Below are 20,448 nucleotides of genomic sequence, written 5' to 3' on the forward strand. Positions count from 1 at the left end.
GGGTTGTCGATCATAGACACGGAGGCAGGGTGTCCACGGTTCGAAATGGCCCGTCGATCGGGCTGATCGTGCAGTTCGTCCTGCTGGCCGGGCTCGCCGGCACGGTGGGCCTCGGCGTGGCGGGCTGGCTCGCCGGCCTGGCGTACGCCGGGGTGCTCTGCGGGCTGCTCCGGCGCGGCCTGCGGGCGGCCGGCGCGGACCGGCTCGGTCCGGCCGACCGGGTGACGCTGGCCCGGGCGCTGCTGGTCGGCGGGGTGCTCGCCCTGGTCGTCGACGGCGGGCCGGCGCCGGTGGCCGTGCTGGTCCCGCTCACCGTGGTGGCGCTGGCGCTGGACGCGGTGGACGGCCGGGTGGCGCGGCGCACCGGCACGGTGAGCGCCCTGGGCGCCCGCTTCGACATGGAGGTGGACTCCTTCCTGCTCCTGGCGCTCAGCGTCCACCTTGTCCCCTCCGTGGGCACCTGGGTGCTGGTGATCGGCGGGATGCGGTACGCCTTCGTGGCGGCGAGCTGGCCGCTGCCCTGGATGCGCGGGACGCTGCCGTCCCGATACTGGCGCAAGGTGGTCGCGGCGGCGCAGGGCGTGGTGCTCGCGGTGGCCGCGAGCGGGCTGCTGCCCCCGGCGGCGACCGGGGCGCTGGTCGCCGGCGCGCTGGCCCTGCTGGTGGAGTCGTTCGGCCGCGACGTGCGCTGGCTGTGGCGGCACCGCCCGGTCGCCCCGGCGGTCCGACCCGTCCCGGCCGTCGAACTCGTACCGGCGGTGGGACCCGCGCTGCCCGCCGCGACCGCGCTCCCCGCGCTGCACGTCGGGCCGGTCCCGCCCGGCCGGCCGATGCCGGTCGCCGTCCGGATCGTCGCCCACCAGCCGGTCTGACCCCTCCCTCCCCTCGCCGAAGGACGCCCCCGTGTCACTGCGTACCCGTCTCCGCCGGCCTGCCGGGCCGCCCACCCCCGCCCTCGACACCGAGGCGTCCACGCCGACGCCCGGCACGCCGGAGGACGCCACGCCAACGGGCGACGCGGCGGTGTCCGACGCGGGCACCGCCGGCCCGGCGCGCAAAGCCTCCCGTGCCCGTCGGGCGGCCGGGGCGGTCCTCACCGGGCTGGCCGCGCTGCTGGTGGCGGCGGCGCTGGTCGCACCGGACCGGCTGGCCGAGGCCGGGCCGGGCGCGGTGCTGCGGCTCCCGGTGGAGGCCCTGGTCGCGGTGGCCCTGCTGCTCGGCCTGCCGACCCGGGCCCGCCGGCCGGTCGCCGTGGCGCTCGGCCTGACGCTGGGCCTGCTGACCGTGCTCAAGCTGCTGGACACCGGCTTCTGGGTGGCCCGGGACCGGCCGTTCGACGTGCTCCTCGACTGGGGCCTGTTCGACGACGGCTTCGGCTACCTCACCGACTCGGCCGGCCGGGCCGGCGCGGTCGCCGCGGCGGCCGGCGTGGTGCTGCTCGTGGTCGGCCTGCCGGTGCTGGTGGCCCTCGCGGCGCGGCGGCTGGCCCGGGTCCTGGCCGGGCACCGCACCGGCGCGGTCCGGGTGGTCGCCGCGCTGGCCGTGCTCTGGCTGGGCTGCGCCCTGTTCGGGGTACGCGCCGCCGGCGTGCCGGTCGCTGACCGGACGGCGACCACCCTGGTCGCGTCGCACGTCGGCCAGGTCCGGGCCGGCCTGCGCGACCGGGCCGCGTTCGCCGGGGAGCTGACGGCCGACGCGTACCGGGACGTGCCCGGCGACCGGCTGCTGACCGGGCTGCGCGGCAAGGACGTGCTGGTCGCCTTCGTGGAGAGCTACGGCCGGAACGCCGTGGAGGACCCGGCACTCGCCCCGGGCGTGAACGCGGTGCTCGACGACGGCTACCGCCGGCTGCGCGCGGCCGGGTACGACGCCCGCAGCGGCTTCCTCACCTCGCCCACCTTCGGCGGCGGCAGCTGGCTGGCCCACGCCACCCTGCTCTCCGGGCTCTGGATCGACAACGACCAACGCCACCGGGACCTGCTGGCCGGCGACCGGCTCACCCTCAACGGCGCGTTCCACCGGGCCGGCTGGCAGACCGTCGGGGTGTTGCCGGCCGCCACCCAACCCTGGCCGGAGGGGAGGTTCTTCGGCTACGACCGGTACTACGACGCGGAGAAGCTGGCCTACCAGGGCCCGAAGTTCAGCTACGCGCCGATGCCCGACCAGTACACCCTGGCCACCTTCCAGCGGCTGGAGCGGGACCGGCCGCACGCCCCGGTGATGGCGGAGATGCCGCTGGTCTCCAGCCACTCCCCCTGGTCGGCCATCCCGAAGCCGGTGCCCTGGGACGCGGTCGGCGACGGCACCATCTTCCACACGGCGTCCACCAGCACCGGCGGCAGCCGGGACATCGTGCAGCGGGACGCCGACCAGGTCCGCGCCGACTACCGGCACTCCATCGAGTACAGCCTCGGCACCCTCGTGTCGTACGTGCTGACCTACGGCGGGGACGACCTGGTGCTGGTCTTCCTCGGCGACCACCAGCCGGCGGCCTCGGTGACCGGGGAGGGCGCCGGTCGGGACGTGCCGATCACCATCGTGGCCAAGGACCCGGCCGTGCTGGACCGGGTCGCCGGCTGGGGCTGGCAGGACGGGCTGCGCCCCGGCCCGCAGGCCCCGGTGTGGCGGATGGACGCCTTCCGGGACCGCTTCCTCACCGCCTTCTCCCCCGCTCACTGACCGCCGTCCGGCTCAGGCCGCCCGGCGCCGGTCCCGGGCCGTCCGGCCGGTGGTCTCCCGGAACCCGGCGCGCCGCGCGCCGCCCCGGGCCAGCCGCATGGCCCGGCGCGCGTTGACCATCGGCTCGCAGGGCGCGCTCCGGCCGGCACAGAGCAGGCTGGGACAGCGTCCCGTCGCGTCGGGCTGGTGGGCGGCGGCCACGTCGTACGCGGTGCGCCACAGCAGCGGGTCGGTGACGTCGTCCGGCAGGACGGCGTCCTGACTGGATCGGATCCGTGTCGTCTCGGGCACCCCGTTCCCCCCTTCGTGTCGCTCCCCTGTTCAGTGACCGGCCGGGCCGACGTCAAACCTTTCACCAGCGCGGGTGGACCTGCGAGCGGTCCGCGTCACGCCGGGTACGCCCGGGTCTCCGCGGCCTTGACCGCCGCCCAGACCGGCTGGCCCGGGCGCAGCCCGAGGTGGGCTGCCGCGGCGGGGGTGACGTCGGCGGCCACGGGGACCGGCCCGGCGAGTTGGACCCGCAGGTTGTCGCCGTGCCGCTGCACCCCGGTCACGGTGGCCGGCCAGACGTTGCGCGGGCTGCCGTCGGGGCGGGTGGGGTGCAGCGCGACGGCGGCCGGCGGGAAGGCGACGAACGCCTCCCCGCGCACGGTGTCCGCCGTGGTGAGGGTGAGCCCGCCGACGGTGACGCTGTGCCCGTCGGCGTGCCCGCGGTGCAGGTTGAGCCCGACCAGCCGGGCCACGTAGTCGGTGCGGGGGCGGGCCGTGACGGTCGCCGCGTCCCCCTCCTGGACCACCCGCCCCTGCTCGACGATGACCAGCCGGTCGGCGAGCACCAGGGCGTCCAGCGGGTCGTGGGTGACCAGCAGGGTGGCGCCGGGGTGCGCGCCGAGGTGGTGCTGGAGTTCGGCGCGGGTGTCGAGCCGGGTCCGGGCGTCGAGCGCGGCGAGCGGCTCGTCGAGCAGCAGCAGGGTGGGCTCGACGGCGAGCGCGCGGGCCAGCGCGACCCGCTGGGCCTGCCCGCCGGAGAGCTGGCGCGGCCGGTGCCGGGCCTGCCCGCCCAGGCCGACCCGGTCCAGCCAGTCCTGCGCGCGGGCCCGGGCGGCCCGCCGGTCGGCGCCCCGGCGGCGCGGCCCGAACGCCACGTTGTCCAGGGCGCTGAGGTGCGGGAAGAGCAGGTAGTCCTGGAACACCACGCCGACCGGGCGCCGCTCGGGCGGGGTCCACACCCGCCGGTCGGGACGGTCGAGGTCGGCGCCGCCGAGGGTGAGGTGCCCGGCGCTGAGCGGGTGCAGCCCGGCGAGGGCCCGCAGGGCGGTGGTCTTGCCGGCCCCGTTCGGGCCGAGCAGCGCCAGCACCTCCCCGGCGCCGATGTGCAGCCGCACGTCGAGGTGGAAGGCGCCTCGGTCGGCGACCAGGTGCGCGTCGAGCAGGGGTGGGGTGGTCACGTCACACCGACCCAGCGGTCGCGCAGCGCGGCGAGGATGGCCACCGAGACGGTGAGCAGGATGAGGCTGAGCACGATGGCGGCCTGCAGGTCGGTCTCCAACGCCAGGTAGACGGCGAGCGGCATGGTCTGCGTCCGCCCCGGATAGTTGCCGGCGAAGGTGATGGTGGCGCCGAACTCGCCGAGCGCGCGGGCCCAGCAGAGCACCGCGCCGGCCGCCACCCCGGGGGCGACCAGCGGCAGGGTGACCCGGGTGAAGGTGGTCCAGCGGCCGGCGCCGAGGGTGGCCGCCGCCTCCTCGTAGCGGGGGTCGGCGCCGCGCAGCGCGCCTTCGACGGCGATCACCAGGAAGGGCATGGCGACGAACGCCTCGGCCAGCACCACCCCGGCGGTGGTGAACGGCAGGGTCACCCCGAAGGTGGCGTCCAGCCAGGACCCGAGCAGCCCGCGCCGGCCGAAGACCAGCAGCAGCGCCACCCCGCCGACCACCGGCGGCAGCACCAGCGGCACGGTGACCAGCGCGCGGACCAACCGCCGGCCGGGGAACTGCACCCGGGCCAGCAGCCAGGCCAGGGGTACGCCGAGCGCGACGCAGAGCAGCGTGGCGGCGGTGGCGGTCTCCAGGGACAGCCGCAGCGCGGTGAGCACGCCGGGCTCGGCCAGCTGCCGGGGCAGCGTGGTCCAGGGCGCCCGGACCAGCAGCCCGGCCAGCGGCAGGACGAGGAAAAGCAGCCCGAGCCCGGCGGGGAGCAGCAGGGCCAGCGGCACCCGCTGCCGGCGGCGCGTGGATCGGCTCACCGGTTCGGCGGGGCCTGGAACCCGGCCGCGGTGAGCACGGCCAGACCGGCGTCGGAGCGGACGTGGTCGACGAAGGCCCGGGCCCCGGCCGGGTTGCCGGCGTGCTTCAGCACCACGATCGGGTAGTCGTTGACCGCCCGGGCGGACTCGGGGAACTCGACGGCGGCCAGCCCGGCGGCGGCGCGCGCGTCGGTGCGGTAGACCAGCGCCGCGTCGACCTCGCCGAGCTTCACCTTGGCCAGCGCGCCCTTGACGTCCTGTTCCAGGGTGGCCGGGGTGAGCCGCACGCCGGCCCCGTCGAGGGCCGACTTCGCCGCCGCCCCGCACGGCACCTGCTCGGCGCAGAGCGCCACCTTCACCCCCGCGCGGGCCAGGTCGGCCAGGCCGGCGACCCGGTCGGGGTTGCCCTCGGGTACGGCGATGACGAGCTGGTTGCGGACCAGGACGGCCGGCGTCCCAGCCGCGTCGCCCGCGTCGGTGACGGCCTTCATGGTGGCCGGCGAGGCGGCCGCGAACACGTCGGCCGGCGCGCCCTGGGTGATCTGGGTGGCGAGCGCCGAGCTGCCGGCGAAGTTGAAGACGACCCGGGTGCCCGGGTGCGCGGCCTCGAAGTCCCTGCCGAGCTTCGCGAACGACTCGGTGAGCGAGGCGGCGGCGAAGACGGTCACCGTGCCGCCGGCCGGTTCGTCGTCGCCGGCGCCGCAGCCGGACGAGGCCAGGGTCAGCGCGACCAGCCCGGCCAGCGCGGCACGCATCCACCGTGCGGTCACGGGTTGGTCCTTCCCTTCGGCGCGGGCGCGCGCTCCACCACGACGGTGGTCGACTTGATCACGGCGACGGCGACCGAACCGACCTGGAGGTCGAGGTCGTCGACCGCCTCGCGGCTCATCAGCGACACGATCCGGAACGGCCCGGCCTGGATGTCGACCTGGGCCATCACGGTGTCCTTGACGACGGCGGTGACGATGCCGCGCAGCCGGTTGCGGGCCGAGGAGAGCTCGGGGTGGCCCGGGGCGCGGACGAACGCGGCCAGGTCGGCCCCGTCGAGCACCCGGTGACCGTGCTCGTCCCGGACGGCCGGGAGCCGCCCGGCGTCGATCCAGCGGCGGACCGTGTCCGCGCTGACCCCGAGCAGTTCGGCGGCCTCGCCGATCCGGAACACCGTCACGCGGCCACCCTAGCGGTCCGCAGATGCGGCTGTGAAGCGGTGCGGCCCCTCGCATCCACCAGGAGCGAGGGGCCGCGTCGGCCGTAGCTGCGTCAGCCGTCGGCCGGCGTGAGCCGGACCCGGCGGAGGAGTTGGGCGTTGAGCGCCACCACGATGGTGGAGGCGGACATCAGCACCGCGGCGACGGCCGGGCTGAGCGCGATGCCCGCCCAGCCCAGCACCCCGGCGGCGAGCGGGATGGCCACCACGTTGTAGCCGGCCGCCCAGGCCAGGTTCTGCCGCATCTTCCGGTACGAGGCCCGGGACAGCCGGATCACGCCGGTGACGCCGCGCGGATCGGAGCTCGCCAACACCACCCCGGCCGACTCGATCGCCACGTCGGTGCCGGCGCCGATGGCCACACCCACGTCGGCGCGGGCGAGGGCGGGAGCGTCGTTGACCCCGTCGCCGACCATCGCCACGGTCAGCCCGCGGGACTGGAGTTCGGTGACCGCCTTGTCCTTGTCGGCGGGGAGCACCTCGGCGAAGACCTCGTCCACGCCGGGGCGGAAACCCAGGTCGGCGGCGACCGCCTCGGCGACCGGCCGGGCGTCCCCGGTGATCATCACGATCTTCTTCACCCCCTGCTCGCGCAGTTCGGCGATGGCCGCGCGGGCCTCGGGACGGACCTCGTCCTCGAGGGCGAACGCGCCGACCACCTCGGGGCGGCCGCCTCCGGGCAGCCGGACCAGGTGCAGCGCCGCGGCGCCCCGCCGGGACCAGTCCTCCGCCGCGCGGGTCAGCTCGGCGGGGGCGTCGGTGCCCAGTTCGCGCAGCAGGGCGGGGCCGCCCACGGCCCAGTCGGCGCCGTCCACCGTGGCGCGTACGCCCCGGCCGGTCAGCGAACGGAAGTCCCGGGCGGTGGCTCGCAGGCCCCGGTCCTGCGCGGCGGTCACCAGGGCCCGGGCGAGCGGGTGCTCGCTGTCCGCCTCGACCGCGCCGGCGAGGCGCAGCGCACCGTTCTCGTCCAGCCCGCCGGTGGCGGCCACCCCGGTCAGGGTGTGCCGTCCCTTGGTGAGGGTGCCGGTCTTGTCGAACAGCACCGCGTCGACGGTGCGCATCCGTTCCAGGGCGAGCCGGTCCTTCACCAGGATGCCGGCGCGGGCGGAGAGCGCCGTGGAGAGCGCCACGACCAGCGGGATGGCCAGCCCAAGGGCGTGCGGGCAGGCGATCACCAGCACCGTCACGGTACGGACCACGGCCTGGTCGGTGTTGCCGAGCACCAGCCAGGCCGCGAAGGTGGCCAGGCCGGCGAGGGCCGCGACGTAGAACAGCAGCGCGGCGAACCGGTCGGCGAGCACCTGGGCGCGCCCGCCGGAGGACTGCGCCTGGGCGACGAGCCGGCCGATGCCGGCGAGCGCGGTGTCCTCACCGACGGCCTCGACGCGTACCCGCAGGGCCGAGTCGGTGGCCACGGTGCCGGCGACCACCCGGTCCCCGACGGCGCGCGGCACCGGCCGGGACTCACCGGTGATCATCGACTCGTCCAACTCGGCGGACCCGTCCACGATCCGGCCGTCGGCCGGGACCCGGCCACCGGAGCGGACCAGCACCAGGTCACCCACCCGCAGGTCGGGCACCGGCACCCGGTGCGGCTGCCCGGCGTCGTCGAGGCGTTCGGCGTCGTCGGGTAGCAGCGCGGCGAGCGCCGACAGGGCTCCCTGGGCCTGCCCGATCGCCTTCATCTCCTGCCAGTGCCCGAGCAGCATGATGGTGACCAGGGCGGCCAGTTCCCACCAGAAGTCCAGGTCGAACAGGCCGAGGCTGGTGGCCACCGAGGCCAGGTAGGCGACGGTGATCGCCATCGAGATCAGCAGCATCATGCCCGGCGCCCGGTCGCGCACCTCGCGGACGCCGCCGACCAGGAACGGCCAGCCGCCGTAGAAGAAGACGACCGTGCCGAGGACCGGGCCGACCCAGCGGACGCCCGGGAAGTCCAGCGAGTAGCCGAACCAGTCCATGACCATGTGGCTGGTGAGCACGATCGGCACGGTCAGCGCCAGGCTCAGCCAGAACTTTCGGCGGAACTGCTCCGGGTCGTGCCCCGCGTGCTTGTCGTGCCCTGCGTGCTTGTCGTGCCCACCGTGCATGTCGTGGCCCGCGTGCTCGTCGTGGTCCGCGCCGCGGTGCCCGTGCTCGTGTTCCATCGAACTCCACCTCCGCGGCCACCCTATACCCCCAGGGGGTATTCGCCAACTCTCCCGCCCGGCACGGCCGGTGGCCGGACGCGCGAGAGGCCTGCGGGTTAGCCTCGGGGCACGGCCGGCCCGGGGAGCGAGATGAGCGAGCAGAACACCCAGACGGTGCTGCCGGCGGCCTTCTTCGGGCACGGCAACCCGATGAACGCGCTGGAGGTCAACCGCTACACCGCCGCCTGGCGGGAGTTCGGCCGGTCGGTGCCCCGGCCCCGGGCCATCCTGGTGGTCTCCGCGCACTGGTACATCGGCGCCACCGCGGTCACCGCGATGCCCCGACCGCGCACCATCCACGACTTCTACGGCTTCCCGCAGCAGCTCTTCGACGTGCGCTACCCCGCGCCCGGGCTACCGGAGCTGGCCGAGGAGATCAGCGACGTGGTGCACCCCACCTGGGTCGGCGCCGACCTGGACTCCTGGGGCATCGACCACGGCACCTGGTCGGTGCTGACCCACGCGTTCCCCGAGGCCGACATCCCGGTGGTGCAGCTGAGCATCAACGCGTTCAAGCCGTTCGACTACCACCTCGACCTCGGCGCCCGGCTCGCCCCGCTGCGCGAGCGCGGCGTGCTGGTGGTGGCCAGCGGCAACGTGGTGCACAACCTGGGCGGGGTCGACCCGCGGCTCACCGACGAGGGCTTCGACTGGGCGCGCCGCTTCGACGACGCCGCCCGGGAGACGGTCCAGGACGCGCCGACCGAGGCGGCCCGGCTGGACGGACACCGGGACTTCGGCCTCGCGGTGCCGACGCCGGACCACTTCATCCCGCTGCTCTACCTGGCCGGGCTGGCCGGCGCCGCCGGGGACCGCCCCGACGTGCTGGTCGACGGGTACGCGTACGGGTCGCTGTCGATGACCGCGTACACCCTCGGGCTGCGCGGCCGGGGCGAGCAGCCGGGGAGCGGCGCGCCGTCGCTGCCCGGCGGGGTGCCGGCAGACTCCGCCAACATCTGAACTCCGGTTCAGTCCCGGTCGTAGACGGTCACCGCGATGTCCCGGGCGCAGAGCGTGCGGACCACCAGCGGCTCGATCCGGTCCCAGGTGCCGCCGGCCAGGCCGCAGCCGATCCGGGGCATGTGCACCGACGCGCCGAGCTCGTCGACCTGGTCCGCGAGGGCGGACAGGCAGCGCTCGACCGCGTCGTAGCGGATGGGCGGCCCGGCGCTGCCCCGCCGCATCCCGCGCTGGCCGACCATGTTGGCCACCCACACGTCCGGCGCGACCCGCACCAGGCGGATGGCGCCGAGCCCGAAGTCGTTACCGGCCCGGTGCCGGTGCCACTCGCGGTAGTCGCGCTCCGGCTCGGGCCAGCGGCGGGAGACGGCCAGCACGAAGCCCTTCCCCCAGCCGCCCAGGTCGTTGCAGACGTGCGCGATCACCTTGCGGCCCTTGGCCTGCGGGCTGGTCGCGTCGCCCTTGATGATCCGGAGCGGTGTCACGGCCACGATCCTGCCCGGACGGTACGACACCTCAGCGCTCCGGTCGGGACCCCACGCTGGAGCCGCCGACCGGTGCCTTGCCCTGCCACGGCCAGCGGCCGTCCAGCTCCACCTGCAGCGAGACGCTGAGGAAGGTCCGGACCGCCACGATCAGCGCCAGCACCCCGACGCTGGTGAAGGTGGGCGACACCGCCACGGTCCGGATGATGTCCCCGGCGACCAGGAGCTCCAGGCCGAGCAGGATGGCCCGCCCGACCCCCTGCCGGTACGCCCGGTAGTGGTCGACGACCTGCCGGGTGTGCCACCAGCGCAGCGCGAAGACCACCGTGGCGACCGCGACGCCGACCGCGATGACCAGCACCCCGGCCAGGTCCAGGAGCGTGCCGACATGCTGGATGATCTGCCTGGTCGGCACCCGACACCCCCGTACCGCCGGCCGCACCCACGACGGCCCCGCACGGGCCGTCCGCAGCACCACCCTGTCGCATCACCGCTGCCGGCGGGCGGCTTTCGTCCGAGCCCGCCCGGACGGCTTGCCTCGCCGGCATTCGCCTTCCACCGCCCGCCGCCGCGCCTAGGGTGGGAATCGGACCCGACCGTCGCGCCACCCTGGCGGGCGGTCACCGACGGCGACTGCGAGGAGCGGACGTGACGGAGCCGGAAGAGGACCGGGAGAAGACCAAGAAGACCGACGACGTCCTGTACTCCGCGGACGGGGACCCCCACCACAACCTGGCCCAGGCGCCGCAGCCCGACGAGCACCTGCCCGCCCAGTTCCAGCACGACGGCGAGACGGAGACCGTCGGCGACGAGTGAGCCTCCCGCTCAGGATTCCGGCGACCGGCCGGTCCGGGCCGCCGAGACATCGGCGGCGGCGCCCGGCGCGGCGGCGGCCGGCGCCGGGGCCGGCAACTGGCGGTCGTGCAGGCGGCTGAGCAGCGCCAGCGAGGTGATCGCGCCGACCAGCGCCAGGAACATGTCCCACTGGGTGTCCCAGACGTCGCCCTGGGTGGCGAGGAAGTCGTCGGCCGCCGACCCGCCGGCCAGCGCGGCCCACCACTCGATCATCTCGAAGAGGGCGCTGAACGCCAGGCAGGCGCAGACCACCAGCGGGGCGAGCCAGCGGCTGCCGCGCAGCGGCGACCGGCGGACCAGGATCTCGCGGACCAGGATCGCCGGCACGAAGCCCTGCGCGAAGTGGCCGAGCCGGTCGTACGGGTTGCGGGACAGGTGGAACGCCTCCCGCGCCCAGTCGCCGACCGGCGTGCGGGCGTAGCTGTAATGGCCGCCGACCACGAGGATCAGCGCGTGCGCGGCGAGCAGGCAGCAGAGCAGCGTGGTCAGCGGGAACCGGCGCCAGGTGACCAGCACCAGCGGGACGCCGACGAGCACCCAGACCGTCTCCAGCAGCCAGGTCAGCCGGTCGTACGGCCGGATGCCGGAGGCCACCAGGGCGGCGAGGACCAGGAACAGCAGCGCCGGTGGGACGAATCTGCGTGCTCGGGACACCGGCGACCGCCTGTTCACGTCTCACCCGGTGCGGCCCGGCGCCGTCCGGAGAGGCCGACGATAGCGGGCGGTGGGGGCGTCCTCGAACGCCCCCGCCGCGCGGCTCAGTCCCGGGCCTGCCAGCGGTAGAACACCGTGGCCACCGAGTCCTGCGGGCCGTGCCACTCCTCCGGCCGGTACGGGCTGACGTAGGGGGCGAGATCCTGCATCACCTTCGCGAAGACCGGTTTGTCGTCGTGGTTGTTGCGGGTCGCCTCGGCCGCCGACGCCTCCTGTTCGAGCAGGTGGACGTAGACGTCGTCGATCGAGTAGAGCCAGCGCCCGGTGACGCCCAGCTCGGTCGGCAGCGACCCGGCGTCCGACTCGCCGAAGACCCGGGCCACGTCCGGTTCGGCGCCGGGCTTGATCCGCCCGACGATCACGGTCAGCGTGGTGTCCGCGGGCGGCTCCCCCTCCGGGGCCCAGTGGTAGAACTCCTTGGCTACCGAGTCGGACGGGTTCTTCCAGTACCTCGGGTACGGCGTCACGTACGGGCCGATGGCCTCGGCGATCTTCTGGAACGCGGGCAGCCCCCGGGTCTGGCCGGAGATCCTCGGGTCCTGCTCGCGCTCGATGACGTGGATGTAGAGGTCGTGGTGGGACAGCAGGATCCGCCCGATGACCCCGAGGTCCTGGGGCCGGGTGGCCTGGTCGTAGTGGCCGAAGACGTCCCCGACGATCTTGTCGCTGCCGGGGACCATGTGGCAGACGATCACGTTCCGGAAGACCATGGCTGCTCCTTGGGTGGGTTCGAGTGGGCGGACAGGCGGCTCAGGCGGCGAAGGTGACGGGCAGCTCCAGCAGGCCGCGGAACGGCGACGCGGCCGGCAGCCGGCGCACCTCGTCGACGGGCACGCCGAGCCGCAGCCCGGGCAGGCGGCGCAGCAGCGCGGCGAGCGCGATCTGCGCCTCCATCCGGGCCAGCGAGACGCCGAGGCAGTAGTGCACGCCGTGCCCGAAGCCCAGGTGCGGGCCGCGGACCCGCCGCAGGTCCAGCCGGTCCGGGTCGGTGAAGTGCGCGGGGTCGTGGTTCGCCGCGTTGATCGCCACGCCGACGATCGACCCGGCGGGGATGCACACCCCCTGGTACTCGACGTCCTCGGTGGCGATCCGCGGGCTGGCCACCGGCAGCGGGCCGTCGAACCGGAGCAGCTCCTCGATCGCCGCGGGCAGCAGCTGGGGCGTGGCGCGCAGCATCTCGAGCTGCTCGGGATGGGTCAGCAGCGCCAGCACCGCGTTGCCGAGGAAGTCCGCGGTGGTCTGGTGCCCGGCGAACACCAGCAGGAACGTGGTGGTGACCAGCTCCGCCTCGGAGAGCGTCCCGTCGCGGTCGACCGCGTCGATGAGCGCGCCGATGATGTCGTCGGCCGGGTCGTCGCGCTTGACCCGCACCAGGTCGGCGAAGTAGTGGTGCAGGCGCAGCTGCGCCTCCTGCACGGCCGCCCGCTCCTCCTGCGGCGGCCGCCGGGTCGAGCCGGAGGTGCGGATCACCTGGGTCCAGTCGAGCACCCGGTCGTGGTCCTCCGGCGGCACCCCGAGCAGTTCGCAGATGACCGTCATCGGCAGCGGGATGGCGAAGTCGTGCATCAGCTCGGCCTGGCCCTGCGGGAGCATCTTGTCGATCAGGTGGTCGACGACCTGCGCCACCCGCGGCCGCAGGGCCTCGATCCGCCGCGGCGCGAACGCCTGGGAGACGACCCGGCGCAGCCGGGTGTGCTCCGGCGGGTCCGAGTTGAGCATGTTGCGGTTCAAGCCCTCGGAGTTCGGCCCGAAGATCCGCAGGTAGTGCTGGGCGGGACCGTAGAGGTCCTTGGACAGCCGCGGGTCGGTGAGCGCCGCCCGGGCGTCGTCGAAGCGGGTGATCAGCCAGGAGTCGAAGCGCGGGGAGCTGACCGGGCACACCGGCCGGTCGGTGCGCAGCCGGGCGAAGGTCGGGTAGGGGTCGGCGGCGAACCCGTCGGTGTAGAGCTCGCCCGCCGGAACGGCGTCCTCGGTCATCGGTCCTCCTCGGGTGCGCTGCCCACGCTGTGCAGCACCTGGTAGGTGTGCCGCTGCGCGGACTCACGCAGCTCGCGGATGATGCGCAGCAGCCGGTCCCGGTGCTCGCTGCGGCCGAAGGCGTCCAGCCGCTCGCGATCCGCCCAGTCGCTGATGATCAGGTAGCTGCGCGGGTCGTCGGCGTCGCGGACGAGGTCCTGGTGCAGGCAGCCGTCCAGCGTGCGGATCTCCTCGGCCGCGGTGCGCCACTCCGCCTCGAAGCGCTGCTCGCAGCCCTCCCGGGTGCGCATCGCGAGCACCGTGCGTACCCGCGTCACCGGGCACCGCCGAACACCAGGTGCAGGTGCTTGCGGAGCGCGTCGGCGTCGACCGGCTGGCTGCGGAACCCGACGTGCCCGTCCGGGCGGATCAGGTAGAGCCCGGTACCGGTCACCCCGTACGCGGCGCGGAACCGGCCGTCGGCGTCGCGCACCGCAGGCGGGGCGAGCAGCCGCGGCTCGACGGCGTCCGGGCTGAGCAGCAGGTACGCGTCGACCTCCTCGGCCGTCTGCCGCCGCACGTCGGCGCAGAGCTCGGCGATCGCGCCCAGCGCCGCCTCGTCGGCCGACGTATCGGCGTAGAGCAGCAGCGTGTGCCGGGTGCCGCGGGTCAGGTCGCGCAGCCGCAGCGGGTGGCCGACGCCGCGCCGGCGCAGCCCGTCGACGTCGGGGGCGCGGTCGCCGGGGCGGGGGGCCTCCCCGAGCGCGTCCGGATCGGACACGCACTCGCCGACCAGCGGGCTGCCCGCGTAGCTGAGCAGCATCGACATCTCCTGGAGGAACTGCCGCTTCAGGTCCTCGCGGTCCAGTTCGTCGGTGAACGCCATGCGCACCGCGCGGCCGACGATCTCCTCGCCCTCCGGCCGCCGCTCGGTCTCGTAGCTGTCCAGCAGGCCGGGCGCGGCGAGCCCGCGGACGGCCAGGGCCAGCTTCCAGGCCAGGTTCCAGGCGTCCTGGATGCCGGTGTTCATGCCCTGGCCGCCGGCCGGCGGGTGCAGGTGGGCGGCGTCCCCGACCACGAACACCCGGCCGTCGCGGTAGCGGTCGACGATGCCGTGGCTGATCCGGAACACCGACGACCAGCGCAGGTTCGAGGCGCGGGTGCCGGGCGGGGCGAGGTGGTCGAGGGCGGCCTGGACGTCGGCCAGGGTCGGCGCGCCCAGTTCCGCGCTGAACCCGGGCGGGGCGTCCTGCCCGCCGGTCTGGGCGAAGAAGCGGGGCGGGGCCAGGGTGGCGATCCGGTACCGGCGCTCGCCGCGCAGCGGGACGCAGACCAGCATGCCGTCCATCCGGCCCTCGGTCTCGTGCAGGAACCGCAGCAGGTGACCGTCCGGCATGTCCCAGTCCACGTCGACGTCGCCGAGCATGAACAGCTGCGGGAACCGGCCCAGCCCGCCGGTGAAGGTGAGCCCGAGCAGTTCCCGCACCCGGCTGTGCGCGCCGTCGCAGCCGACCAGGTACTTGGCGCGGACCGTCTCGGTGCCGCCGTCGGCGGTGGTGACGGTGACCGTCACCCCGTCCTCGTCCTGGGTGAAGCCGACCAGCTCGGCGCCGCGCTGCGGGCGTACGCCGAGGGTGGCCAGCCGGGCGGTGAGGATGCGCTCGGTCTCGTACTGGGGCAGGCCGAGGTGCGCGTACGGCAGGCCGGGCAGCTCCCAGCTCATCCGGTGGGTCTGCACCCCGTTGACGAAGACCATGTTGCCGGTGAGCCAGATGCCGGCGTCCATGGCCTCCCGGACGACGCCCTGCTCCTCCCAGATCTCCATGGTGCGGCAGTGCACGCCGATCGCCTTGTCGGCCTGGCCGGCCGGGGTGGCCAGCTTGTCGATCACCCGGCACTCGATGCCCCGCCGGGCCAGCTCGACGGCGGCGGTCAGCCCGGTGGGCCCCGCCCCGACGACGAGTACGTCCGTTGTCCTGTGCACGTCGGCCTCCCTGCCCGTGGTGGGTTGTCGCTTGCCGCCCTCGTCGGGCACGACGTGGAACAGGCGGCGCCGGATGTCGAGAAGGAACGGCGCGATCGGCCCGGCCTGCGCGGAGGCGTGGGCCGGATCGGCGATCCAGCGGAGGAACTCCGCCGCGCTGTTCCACTCGGCGAAGATGTGGTGCACGTCCGACCCGGGTTCGCGCAGCAACTGCTCGCGCCGATACCCGGGCACCCCGGCCATCCGCGCCCTGACCTCCGGGTAGCCCCGGTGGAACTCGGCGAGCCGGGGCGCCGGCACGGTCAGCTCCACGTCCACGTAGACCGTCGAGTCGCCCGCCCCGTGCTCCCGCAGCACCGGGTAGTCGGCCGGGCCGGCCGGCTCGGTCAGCGGCCGGACCAGCTCGGCCAGCCGCGCGGCCACCGGCCCGTCCCGGTACGCGCGCAGCGCCGCCTCGTCGGCCCACTCGGTGACGACGACGAACGCGCGCGGGTCCAGGGCGTCGAGCAGCAGCTCGTGCCGGAGGTTGCCGGTCAGCCCGCCGATCCGCCCCGCGACCGTCCGCCACGCGGATCGCACGGCGGGCTCGCAGCCCGGACGCGCGCGCAGCCGGAGCATCGTCCTGATCATGAAGTCCCCTTCGACGGCCTGCGGGAGACGGTGGAGCTGTCGCGGCCGGTGTCACCGGACCACCACGTCGTCGCGCTGCGACCCTGCCGGAGGTCGCGTCAACCCGCCGTCACCGGCGACCCGCGCGACGTCCCCGCCCGGTGACGCCGCGGGGACGGGTCGCCGCTACGGCCCGGCTCCCGGCTATTGCAAAAGATTGGCAACAAGCCTCGACAAGCGACCGGTCCGGTAACTATCGTCAGCGCCATGACTCCTTACGGACTGGACGCGCGGGCATGGCAGGAGAGCTGGGACCGGCAGCAGGAGGCGTACCTGCCGGACCGGGAGCACCGGATCACCGCGCTGCTCGACGCCGCCGAGGCCGTGGCCGGTGACCGGCCGCCGCGCCTGCTCGACCTCGCCGGCGGCACCGGCTCGATCAGCCTGCGGGCCCTGGCCCGCCGCCCGGACGCCGAGGTCACCGTCGTCGACCTGGACCCGGTCCTGCTCACCCTCGCCGAGGCGTCCCTGGCCGGCCGGGCCACCGTGGTCACCGCCGACCTCAACCAGACCGACTGGGCCCGAGTGCTCCCCCACCGCGACTACGACGCGGTGCTCACCGCCACCGCCCTGCACTGGTTGGACGGGCCGCGCCTGGCCGCCCTCTACCGCGAACTACGGGACGTGCTGCGGCCGGGCGGGGTGTTCGTCAACGCCGACCACATGCCCGACGACGTACTGCCCACGCTCACCACCCGGCTCGCGGAGCGGGCCCGGGCGGGCCGGCACGCCCGCCACCGCGCGGGCGCCGCGCTGTCCTGGGCGGACTGGTGGGCGCAGGCCGCCGCCGACCCGGTGCTCGGGCCGCTGGTGGAGAAGCGGCAGCAGATCTACCCGACCGGGCACAGCCCTGAGTGGAACCCGCCGGCGGCCTGGCACCTCGACGCCCTGCGCGCGGCCGGCTTCACCGAGGCCGGGGTGCTCTGGCGCGGCGGGGCCGACGCCGCCGTGGCCGCCGTACGCTGACGCACGTTCCCGCCCGGTCGGGGTCAGGTGTCGGGTGCGCGGACCGTGCGGAGCAGGAAACCGGCCAGCGTGAGGTCCTGACCGCCGGCCCGCGCGGCCACGTCGATCTCCTCGACCTCGGTGTCGACCCACGCCGGCTCGGCGAAGCCGGCCCGCAGGAACTCCTCGGTCACGCCCCAGCCGTTGCTCGCGGTCAGGGACACCGCCAGCACGAAGACGGTCGCGCCCGGCGCGGCGAGGCCCGGCAGTGCCGCGAGGTATTCGTCCGCCGCGCCGCCGCCGCGCCGGACGAGGCTGTGCAGCAGGCCGGAGTCGAACACCGAGTCGAACGGCGCCGACGGCAACGACAGGTCGGTGGCGTCCTGGACCTCGAAGTGCACCGTCAGGCCCTCGCCGGCGGCCTTGGCGCGGGCCGCCTCGATCGCCACCCGCGAGATGTCGACCCCCGTCACCCGGTAGCCGCGGCGGGCGAGGGCGATCGCGAGATCACCGGTGCCGCAACCGACGTCGAGCACCGTCGGGCCCTTCACCCCGGCGTCGAGCACCGCCGCCAGGGCCGGCTGGGGACCACCGATGTTCCAGGGCGGCCCGCCCGAGTCGGCGGCGTCGCGGTAGACCTCGTCGTAGTTCACGTCATAGGGCTCGTTGCCAGCCAGCTCGCCGTCGCGTGGGTGCACCGCAGACCCCCTGGACAATCCGTACTCCAGTCGGAACCCGCACCCTACCCCGCAAAGGGTGCGGCAGCCGGGTGTCGCCCGCCCGCCCCCTAGGCGAAGAGGCGCGCCAGTTCGGTGCGGGAGCGGACGCCGAGCCGGTGGAAGATGTTGCGCAGGTGGTGGTCGATGGTCCGGGTGGAGAGCGACATCCGGGTGGCGATCTCCCGGTTGGTGGCCCCCTCGGCGACCAGCCGGGCGATGTGCAACTGCTGGCCGGTCAGCAGCTGGGCCGGCGGGTGTTGCGACGACCCGACGGACTCTCCCGCCGCGCGCAGTTCCGCACCGGCCTGCTCGGCCCAGACCGTCGCGCCGAGCAGGGTGAACGTCTCCCACGCCCGGTGCAGGTACGCCCGAGCGTCCCGCGGCCGGCGGGCCCGGCGCAGCTCCCGGCCGAACAGCAACTCGGTGCGGGCCCGCTCGAACCGGTCGGTGTCGGTGGGGTGCAGCCGCAGCGCGGTGCGGAACTCCCGCTCGGCCTCGGCGCTGGCCCGGGGCGCGAGTAGCGCGTGGCAGCGGGCGGAGAGCGCCCGACGCGACGGGCTGGCCGTGCTGCTGGCCCAGCGGTCGAAGACGGCGAGCGCGGCGGTGGGCCGCCCGCCGTCGTGTGCGGCGGCCTCCACCAGGTACGGCGTGGCCATCACCTGCACGAGGACCTGACCGCGGCCGGTGCCGCTGCGGGCCAGCGACGACAGCCGGTTGGCCGCGTCGGCATGCCGGCCGTCGACCAGGTCGAGCACGCCGAGCGCCCACTGCGCGTACGCGTAGGGGCGGCTGCCCGGGGCGGCGCCGTCGCCGATCTCGGCGATCCGGGCGAGGCTGGTGGCCCGGTCGGCCCGCACCGCGGCCAGTACGGCGAGGATGCCGAGGTGGACCCGCGCGCAGGTCCGCTGGCCGGTGGCGCGGGCGATCCCCAGCCCCTCGTGGGCGGTCTCGGTGGCCGTGGCGTGCCGGCCCAGCCAGTACTCGGCGACCGCCCGCAGCTCCAGCGCGCGGGGTAGCACGGACAGCTCGCCCCGGGCCCGGGCCAGCTCGACGGCGCGGTCGGCGAGCCGGTGCGCCGCGCCGTCCACCGCCACCAGCAGTCCCGCCACGGCCGCGCAGACCAGCGCGGCCGGGGTGAGCGCCGGTCCGGTCAGCCGGCCGCCCAGGACGACCACCCGGCGCAGCGCCGGCCCGCCCTGCTCGTGGTCGCCGCGCAGGGTGGCCCCGACGCCGGCCGTGAACGTGGTCAGCAGCGCCACGTCCGGCGGGTCGCCGGGCCGGCTCAGCGCCGCCGCCCGCCGCGCCACCTCGGCGTACCGGTAGTGGTCACCGGTGAGGCAGATGGCCTCGCCGGCCCGGACCAGGCCGAGCAGGGCGGCCCGGCGGTCGGCCGGTGCGACCGCCTCGGCGGCGGCGAGCAGGGTGGCGACCGCGGTGGAGGGCGCGTCGCAGCGCAGTTGCATCTCGCCGCGCAGCAGGTCGGCCCGGCCGGCCGCGGCCGGGTCGGCGGGCAGCCCGTGCAGCAGTCGCCGGGCCTGGTCGGGGTGGCCGGCCGTCCAGGCGCAGCGGGCGGCGGCGACCCTCCGTTCGGCGGCGCGGGCGGGGTCGGCGCTGAGTTCGGCGGCGCGGCGCAGCGCGGCGACCGCCCCGGTCCGGTCGTCGGCGCCGTCGGCGGCCGCCGCCTCCAGCTCCGCCGCCAGCGCCGGGTCGGGGCCGTTGGTGGCGGCGGCCCGGTGCAGGGCCCGGCGCAGCGGTCGGCCGTCCAGCGCCCGGGCCAGCAGCAGGTGGGCCGCCTGCCGTTCGGCGAGCGGCGCGACCAGCTCGATCATCGTCCGGGTCAACGGGTACGGAAAGGTCACGCCCCCCGGGCCGGCGTGCAGCAGGCCGGCGGCCTCGGCCGGCGCCAGCGCCTCGACGGCCAGGCCGGCGCAGCGCGCCGCCCGGACCAGGGTGGCCGGGTCCCCGTCGGGGTCGAGCGCGGCCAGCAGCAGCAACCGCCGGGTGTCCGGGGGCAGCCGGTCGAGGCGGGCGCGGTAGGCGGCGCCGAGCGCGCCGCCGGCCGGCGGGGCGGCGGGCAGCGGCTCCTCCCCGTGCCACTGTCCGGGGGTGAGGGTGTCGGCGAGGTCGACCAGCGCCTGGGGGTTGCCGCCGCCGGCCACCGCCAGTCCACCGGCCACCGCGGCCGGCGGTGGGGCGGGCCGCCGGTCGGCGAGCAGCGCGCGGCACTGCCGCTCGTCGAGCGGGCGGAGCCGGTGGGCGGGGAGGTCGTGGGCCGCCGACTCACCAACCGCGGCGAGCAGAAGGGCGACCGGCAGCCGGCACAGTCGGCGGGCCACGACGGCGAGCGTCTCGGAGGTCTCCGGGTCGCCGGTGTCGACGTCGTCCATCGTGCACAGCAGTGGACGGTCGCGGGCGGCGGCGGCAAGCAGGCCGAGCACGGCGGTGGCCAGAGCCAGCCGCTGGGTGTCCGGGCAACCGCCGCCAGTCAGCGCGCGTCGCAGCACCCGCCGTTGCCGCTCGGGCAGCGATCCGACCCGGTCGAGCACCGGGTCGAGGAGGCGTTGCAGGCCCGCGTAGGGCAGGGTCGCCTCGTCGGGGAGTCCGGCGCCGGCGAGGACCGCCCGCGCACCGGCGTGCCGCCGGGCGTACGCCAGCATCGCGCTGCGGCCGGAGCCCGGCTCGCCGTGGATCAGCAGCGCGCCACCGTCGGCCCGGTCGAGCAGCCGGCGGACCGCCCGGCACTCGTCGTCCCGACCCCGCAAGGTTATTTGCACTCTGAATGCAGTAACCACGCATCCAGTTTCACCTATCGGCAACCTCTCCGAAAAGAGCTGGGCCGGC

The 20,448-nt window shown here is 75.6% G+C and carries 20 protein-coding genes; 5 read left to right on the forward strand and 15 right to left on the reverse strand.

All coding sequences use genetic code 11. The features are described from left to right. Positions 1 to 29 precede the first annotated feature (29 nt). Both AC0OLQ_RS22880 and AC0OLQ_RS22885 read left to right on the forward strand, forming a co-directional pair. Positions 30 to 872 (forward strand): CDP-alcohol phosphatidyltransferase family protein, encoded by an 843-nt coding sequence (locus tag AC0OLQ_RS22880; RefSeq protein WP_484527954.1) that lies wholly within the window; start codon positions 30 to 32, stop codon positions 870 to 872. Between the two features lie 31 nt (positions 873 to 903). Then, the gene (locus AC0OLQ_RS22885) at positions 904 to 2,679 is read left to right on the forward strand and encodes a sulfatase-like hydrolase/transferase (RefSeq protein WP_484527955.1); all 1,776 of its coding nucleotides are present in this window, start codon (positions 904 to 906) and stop codon (positions 2,677 to 2,679) included. Between the two features lie 12 nt (positions 2,680 to 2,691). On the opposite strand, the gene AC0OLQ_RS22890 is transcribed toward AC0OLQ_RS22885, so the two are convergent. The 6 genes from AC0OLQ_RS22890 to AC0OLQ_RS22915 form a co-directional block, all read right to left on the reverse strand. Next, positions 2,692 to 2,970 (reverse strand): hypothetical protein, encoded by a 279-nt coding sequence (locus AC0OLQ_RS22890; RefSeq protein ID WP_484527956.1) that lies wholly within the window; start codon positions 2,968 to 2,970, stop codon positions 2,692 to 2,694. Positions 2,971 to 3,065: 95 nt separating this feature from the next. After that, complete coding sequence (locus AC0OLQ_RS22895) at positions 3,066 to 4,127, reverse strand: ABC transporter ATP-binding protein (RefSeq protein WP_484527957.1); 1,062 nt, start codon at positions 4,125 to 4,127, stop codon at positions 3,066 to 3,068. Continuing rightward, on the reverse strand, positions 4,124 to 4,924 hold the full coding sequence (locus AC0OLQ_RS22900) for an ABC transporter permease (protein ID WP_484527958.1): 801 nt from the start codon (positions 4,922 to 4,924) through the stop codon (positions 4,124 to 4,126). Before AC0OLQ_RS22900 ends, AC0OLQ_RS22895 begins: the two co-directional genes overlap by 4 nt. Then, on the reverse strand, positions 4,921 to 5,679 hold the full coding sequence (modA, locus tag AC0OLQ_RS22905) for a molybdate ABC transporter substrate-binding protein (protein ID WP_484532409.1): 759 nt from the start codon (positions 5,677 to 5,679) through the stop codon (positions 4,921 to 4,923). Before modA ends, AC0OLQ_RS22900 begins: the two co-directional genes overlap by 4 nt. A gap of 11 nt (positions 5,680 to 5,690) precedes the next feature. Then, a complete protein-coding gene (locus tag AC0OLQ_RS22910) occupies positions 5,691 to 6,092 on the reverse strand; it encodes a TOBE domain-containing protein (RefSeq protein ID WP_484527959.1) in 402 nt (133 codons plus the stop codon). 92 nt (positions 6,093 to 6,184) lie between these two features. After that, complete coding sequence (locus AC0OLQ_RS22915) at positions 6,185 to 8,278, reverse strand: heavy metal translocating P-type ATPase (RefSeq protein ID WP_484527960.1); 2,094 nt, start codon at positions 8,276 to 8,278, stop codon at positions 6,185 to 6,187. 132 nt (positions 8,279 to 8,410) lie between these two features. Between AC0OLQ_RS22915 and ygiD the strand changes: the two genes are divergently transcribed. Then, complete coding sequence (gene ygiD / locus AC0OLQ_RS22920) at positions 8,411 to 9,280, forward strand: 4,5-DOPA-extradiol-dioxygenase (protein WP_484527961.1); 870 nt, start codon at positions 8,411 to 8,413, stop codon at positions 9,278 to 9,280. A gap of 8 nt (positions 9,281 to 9,288) precedes the next feature. Here ygiD and AC0OLQ_RS22925 read toward each other — a convergent pair whose 3' ends face one another. Beyond that, on the reverse strand, positions 9,289 to 9,765 hold the full coding sequence (locus AC0OLQ_RS22925) for a macro domain-containing protein (protein WP_484527962.1): 477 nt from the start codon (positions 9,763 to 9,765) through the stop codon (positions 9,289 to 9,291). A gap of 31 nt (positions 9,766 to 9,796) precedes the next feature. After that, positions 9,797 to 10,180 (reverse strand): DUF1622 domain-containing protein, encoded by a 384-nt coding sequence (locus AC0OLQ_RS22930; RefSeq protein WP_484527963.1) that lies wholly within the window; start codon positions 10,178 to 10,180, stop codon positions 9,797 to 9,799. A gap of 233 nt (positions 10,181 to 10,413) precedes the next feature. Here AC0OLQ_RS22930 and AC0OLQ_RS22935 point away from each other — a divergent pair, with 233 nt between their 5' ends. Next, positions 10,414 to 10,581 carry a hypothetical protein gene (locus AC0OLQ_RS22935; protein WP_167544461.1) on the forward strand — a complete coding sequence of 56 codons (168 nt, stop codon included), beginning with the start codon at positions 10,414 to 10,416 and terminating at the stop codon, positions 10,579 to 10,581. 9 nt (positions 10,582 to 10,590) lie between these two features. Here AC0OLQ_RS22935 and AC0OLQ_RS22940 read toward each other — a convergent pair whose 3' ends face one another. The 5 genes from AC0OLQ_RS22940 to AC0OLQ_RS22960 form a co-directional block, all read right to left on the reverse strand. Then, positions 10,591 to 11,274 (reverse strand): DUF2238 domain-containing protein, encoded by a 684-nt coding sequence (locus tag AC0OLQ_RS22940; protein WP_484527964.1) that lies wholly within the window; start codon positions 11,272 to 11,274, stop codon positions 10,591 to 10,593. A 104-nt stretch (positions 11,275 to 11,378) separates the two neighbouring features. Continuing rightward, positions 11,379 to 12,044 (reverse strand): TcmI family type II polyketide cyclase, encoded by a 666-nt coding sequence (locus AC0OLQ_RS22945; protein WP_484527965.1) that lies wholly within the window; start codon positions 12,042 to 12,044, stop codon positions 11,379 to 11,381. Positions 12,045 to 12,084: 40 nt separating this feature from the next. Further along, a complete protein-coding gene (locus AC0OLQ_RS22950; RefSeq protein WP_484527966.1) occupies positions 12,085 to 13,311 on the reverse strand; it encodes a cytochrome P450 family protein in 1,227 nt (408 codons plus the stop codon). Continuing rightward, positions 13,308 to 13,628, reverse strand: a complete 321-nt coding sequence (locus AC0OLQ_RS22955) for a putative quinol monooxygenase (protein WP_357344272.1) — start codon at positions 13,626 to 13,628, stop codon at positions 13,308 to 13,310. Before AC0OLQ_RS22955 ends, AC0OLQ_RS22950 begins: the two co-directional genes overlap by 4 nt. Further along, positions 13,625 to 15,904 carry an FAD-dependent monooxygenase gene (locus AC0OLQ_RS22960; RefSeq protein WP_484527967.1) on the reverse strand — a complete coding sequence of 760 codons (2,280 nt, stop codon included), beginning with the start codon at positions 15,902 to 15,904 and terminating at the stop codon, positions 13,625 to 13,627. Before AC0OLQ_RS22960 ends, AC0OLQ_RS22955 begins: the two co-directional genes overlap by 4 nt. A 246-nt stretch (positions 15,905 to 16,150) precedes the next feature. Between AC0OLQ_RS22960 and AC0OLQ_RS22965 the strand changes: the two genes are divergently transcribed. Continuing rightward, positions 16,151 to 16,909 carry a class I SAM-dependent methyltransferase gene (locus AC0OLQ_RS22965; RefSeq protein WP_484527968.1) on the forward strand — a complete coding sequence of 253 codons (759 nt, stop codon included), beginning with the start codon at positions 16,151 to 16,153 and terminating at the stop codon, positions 16,907 to 16,909. A gap of 23 nt (positions 16,910 to 16,932) precedes the next feature. Here AC0OLQ_RS22965 and AC0OLQ_RS22970 read toward each other — a convergent pair whose 3' ends face one another. After that, the gene (locus tag AC0OLQ_RS22970; RefSeq protein WP_484527969.1) at positions 16,933 to 17,586 is read right to left on the reverse strand and encodes a class I SAM-dependent methyltransferase; all 654 of its coding nucleotides are present in this window, start codon (positions 17,584 to 17,586) and stop codon (positions 16,933 to 16,935) included. A gap of 89 nt (positions 17,587 to 17,675) precedes the next feature. After that, positions 17,676 to 20,369: a helix-turn-helix transcriptional regulator gene (locus AC0OLQ_RS22975; protein WP_484527970.1), complete on the reverse strand. Its 2,694-nt coding sequence runs from the start codon at positions 20,367 to 20,369 to the stop codon at positions 17,676 to 17,678. Between the last annotated feature and the right edge of the window lie 79 nt (positions 20,370 to 20,448).

This window comes from Micromonospora sp. Utrum1 (assembly GCF_057197805.1).

Bases quoted from the DNA above. Each gene is read 5' to 3' on its own strand.
- modA (WP_484532409.1), bottom strand. From the start codon at position 5,679: ATGCGTGCCGCGCTGGCCGGGCTGGTCGCGCTGACCCTGGCCTCGTCC.
- AC0OLQ_RS22965 (WP_484527968.1), top strand. From the start codon at position 16,151: ATGACTCCTTACGGACTGGACGCGCGGGCATGGCAGGAGAGCTGGGAC.
- AC0OLQ_RS22950 (WP_484527966.1), bottom strand. From the start codon at position 13,311: ATGACCGAGGACGCCGTTCCGGCGGGCGAGCTCTACACCGACGGGTTC.
- AC0OLQ_RS22915 (WP_484527960.1), bottom strand. From the start codon at position 8,278: ATGGAACACGAGCACGGGCACCGCGGCGCGGACCACGACGAGCACGCG.
- AC0OLQ_RS22945 (WP_484527965.1), bottom strand. From the start codon at position 12,044: ATGGTCTTCCGGAACGTGATCGTCTGCCACATGGTCCCCGGCAGCGAC.
- ygiD (WP_484527961.1), top strand. From the start codon at position 8,411: ATGAGCGAGCAGAACACCCAGACGGTGCTGCCGGCGGCCTTCTTCGGG.
- AC0OLQ_RS22960 (WP_484527967.1), bottom strand. From the start codon at position 15,904: ATGATCAGGACGATGCTCCGGCTGCGCGCGCGTCCGGGCTGCGAGCCC.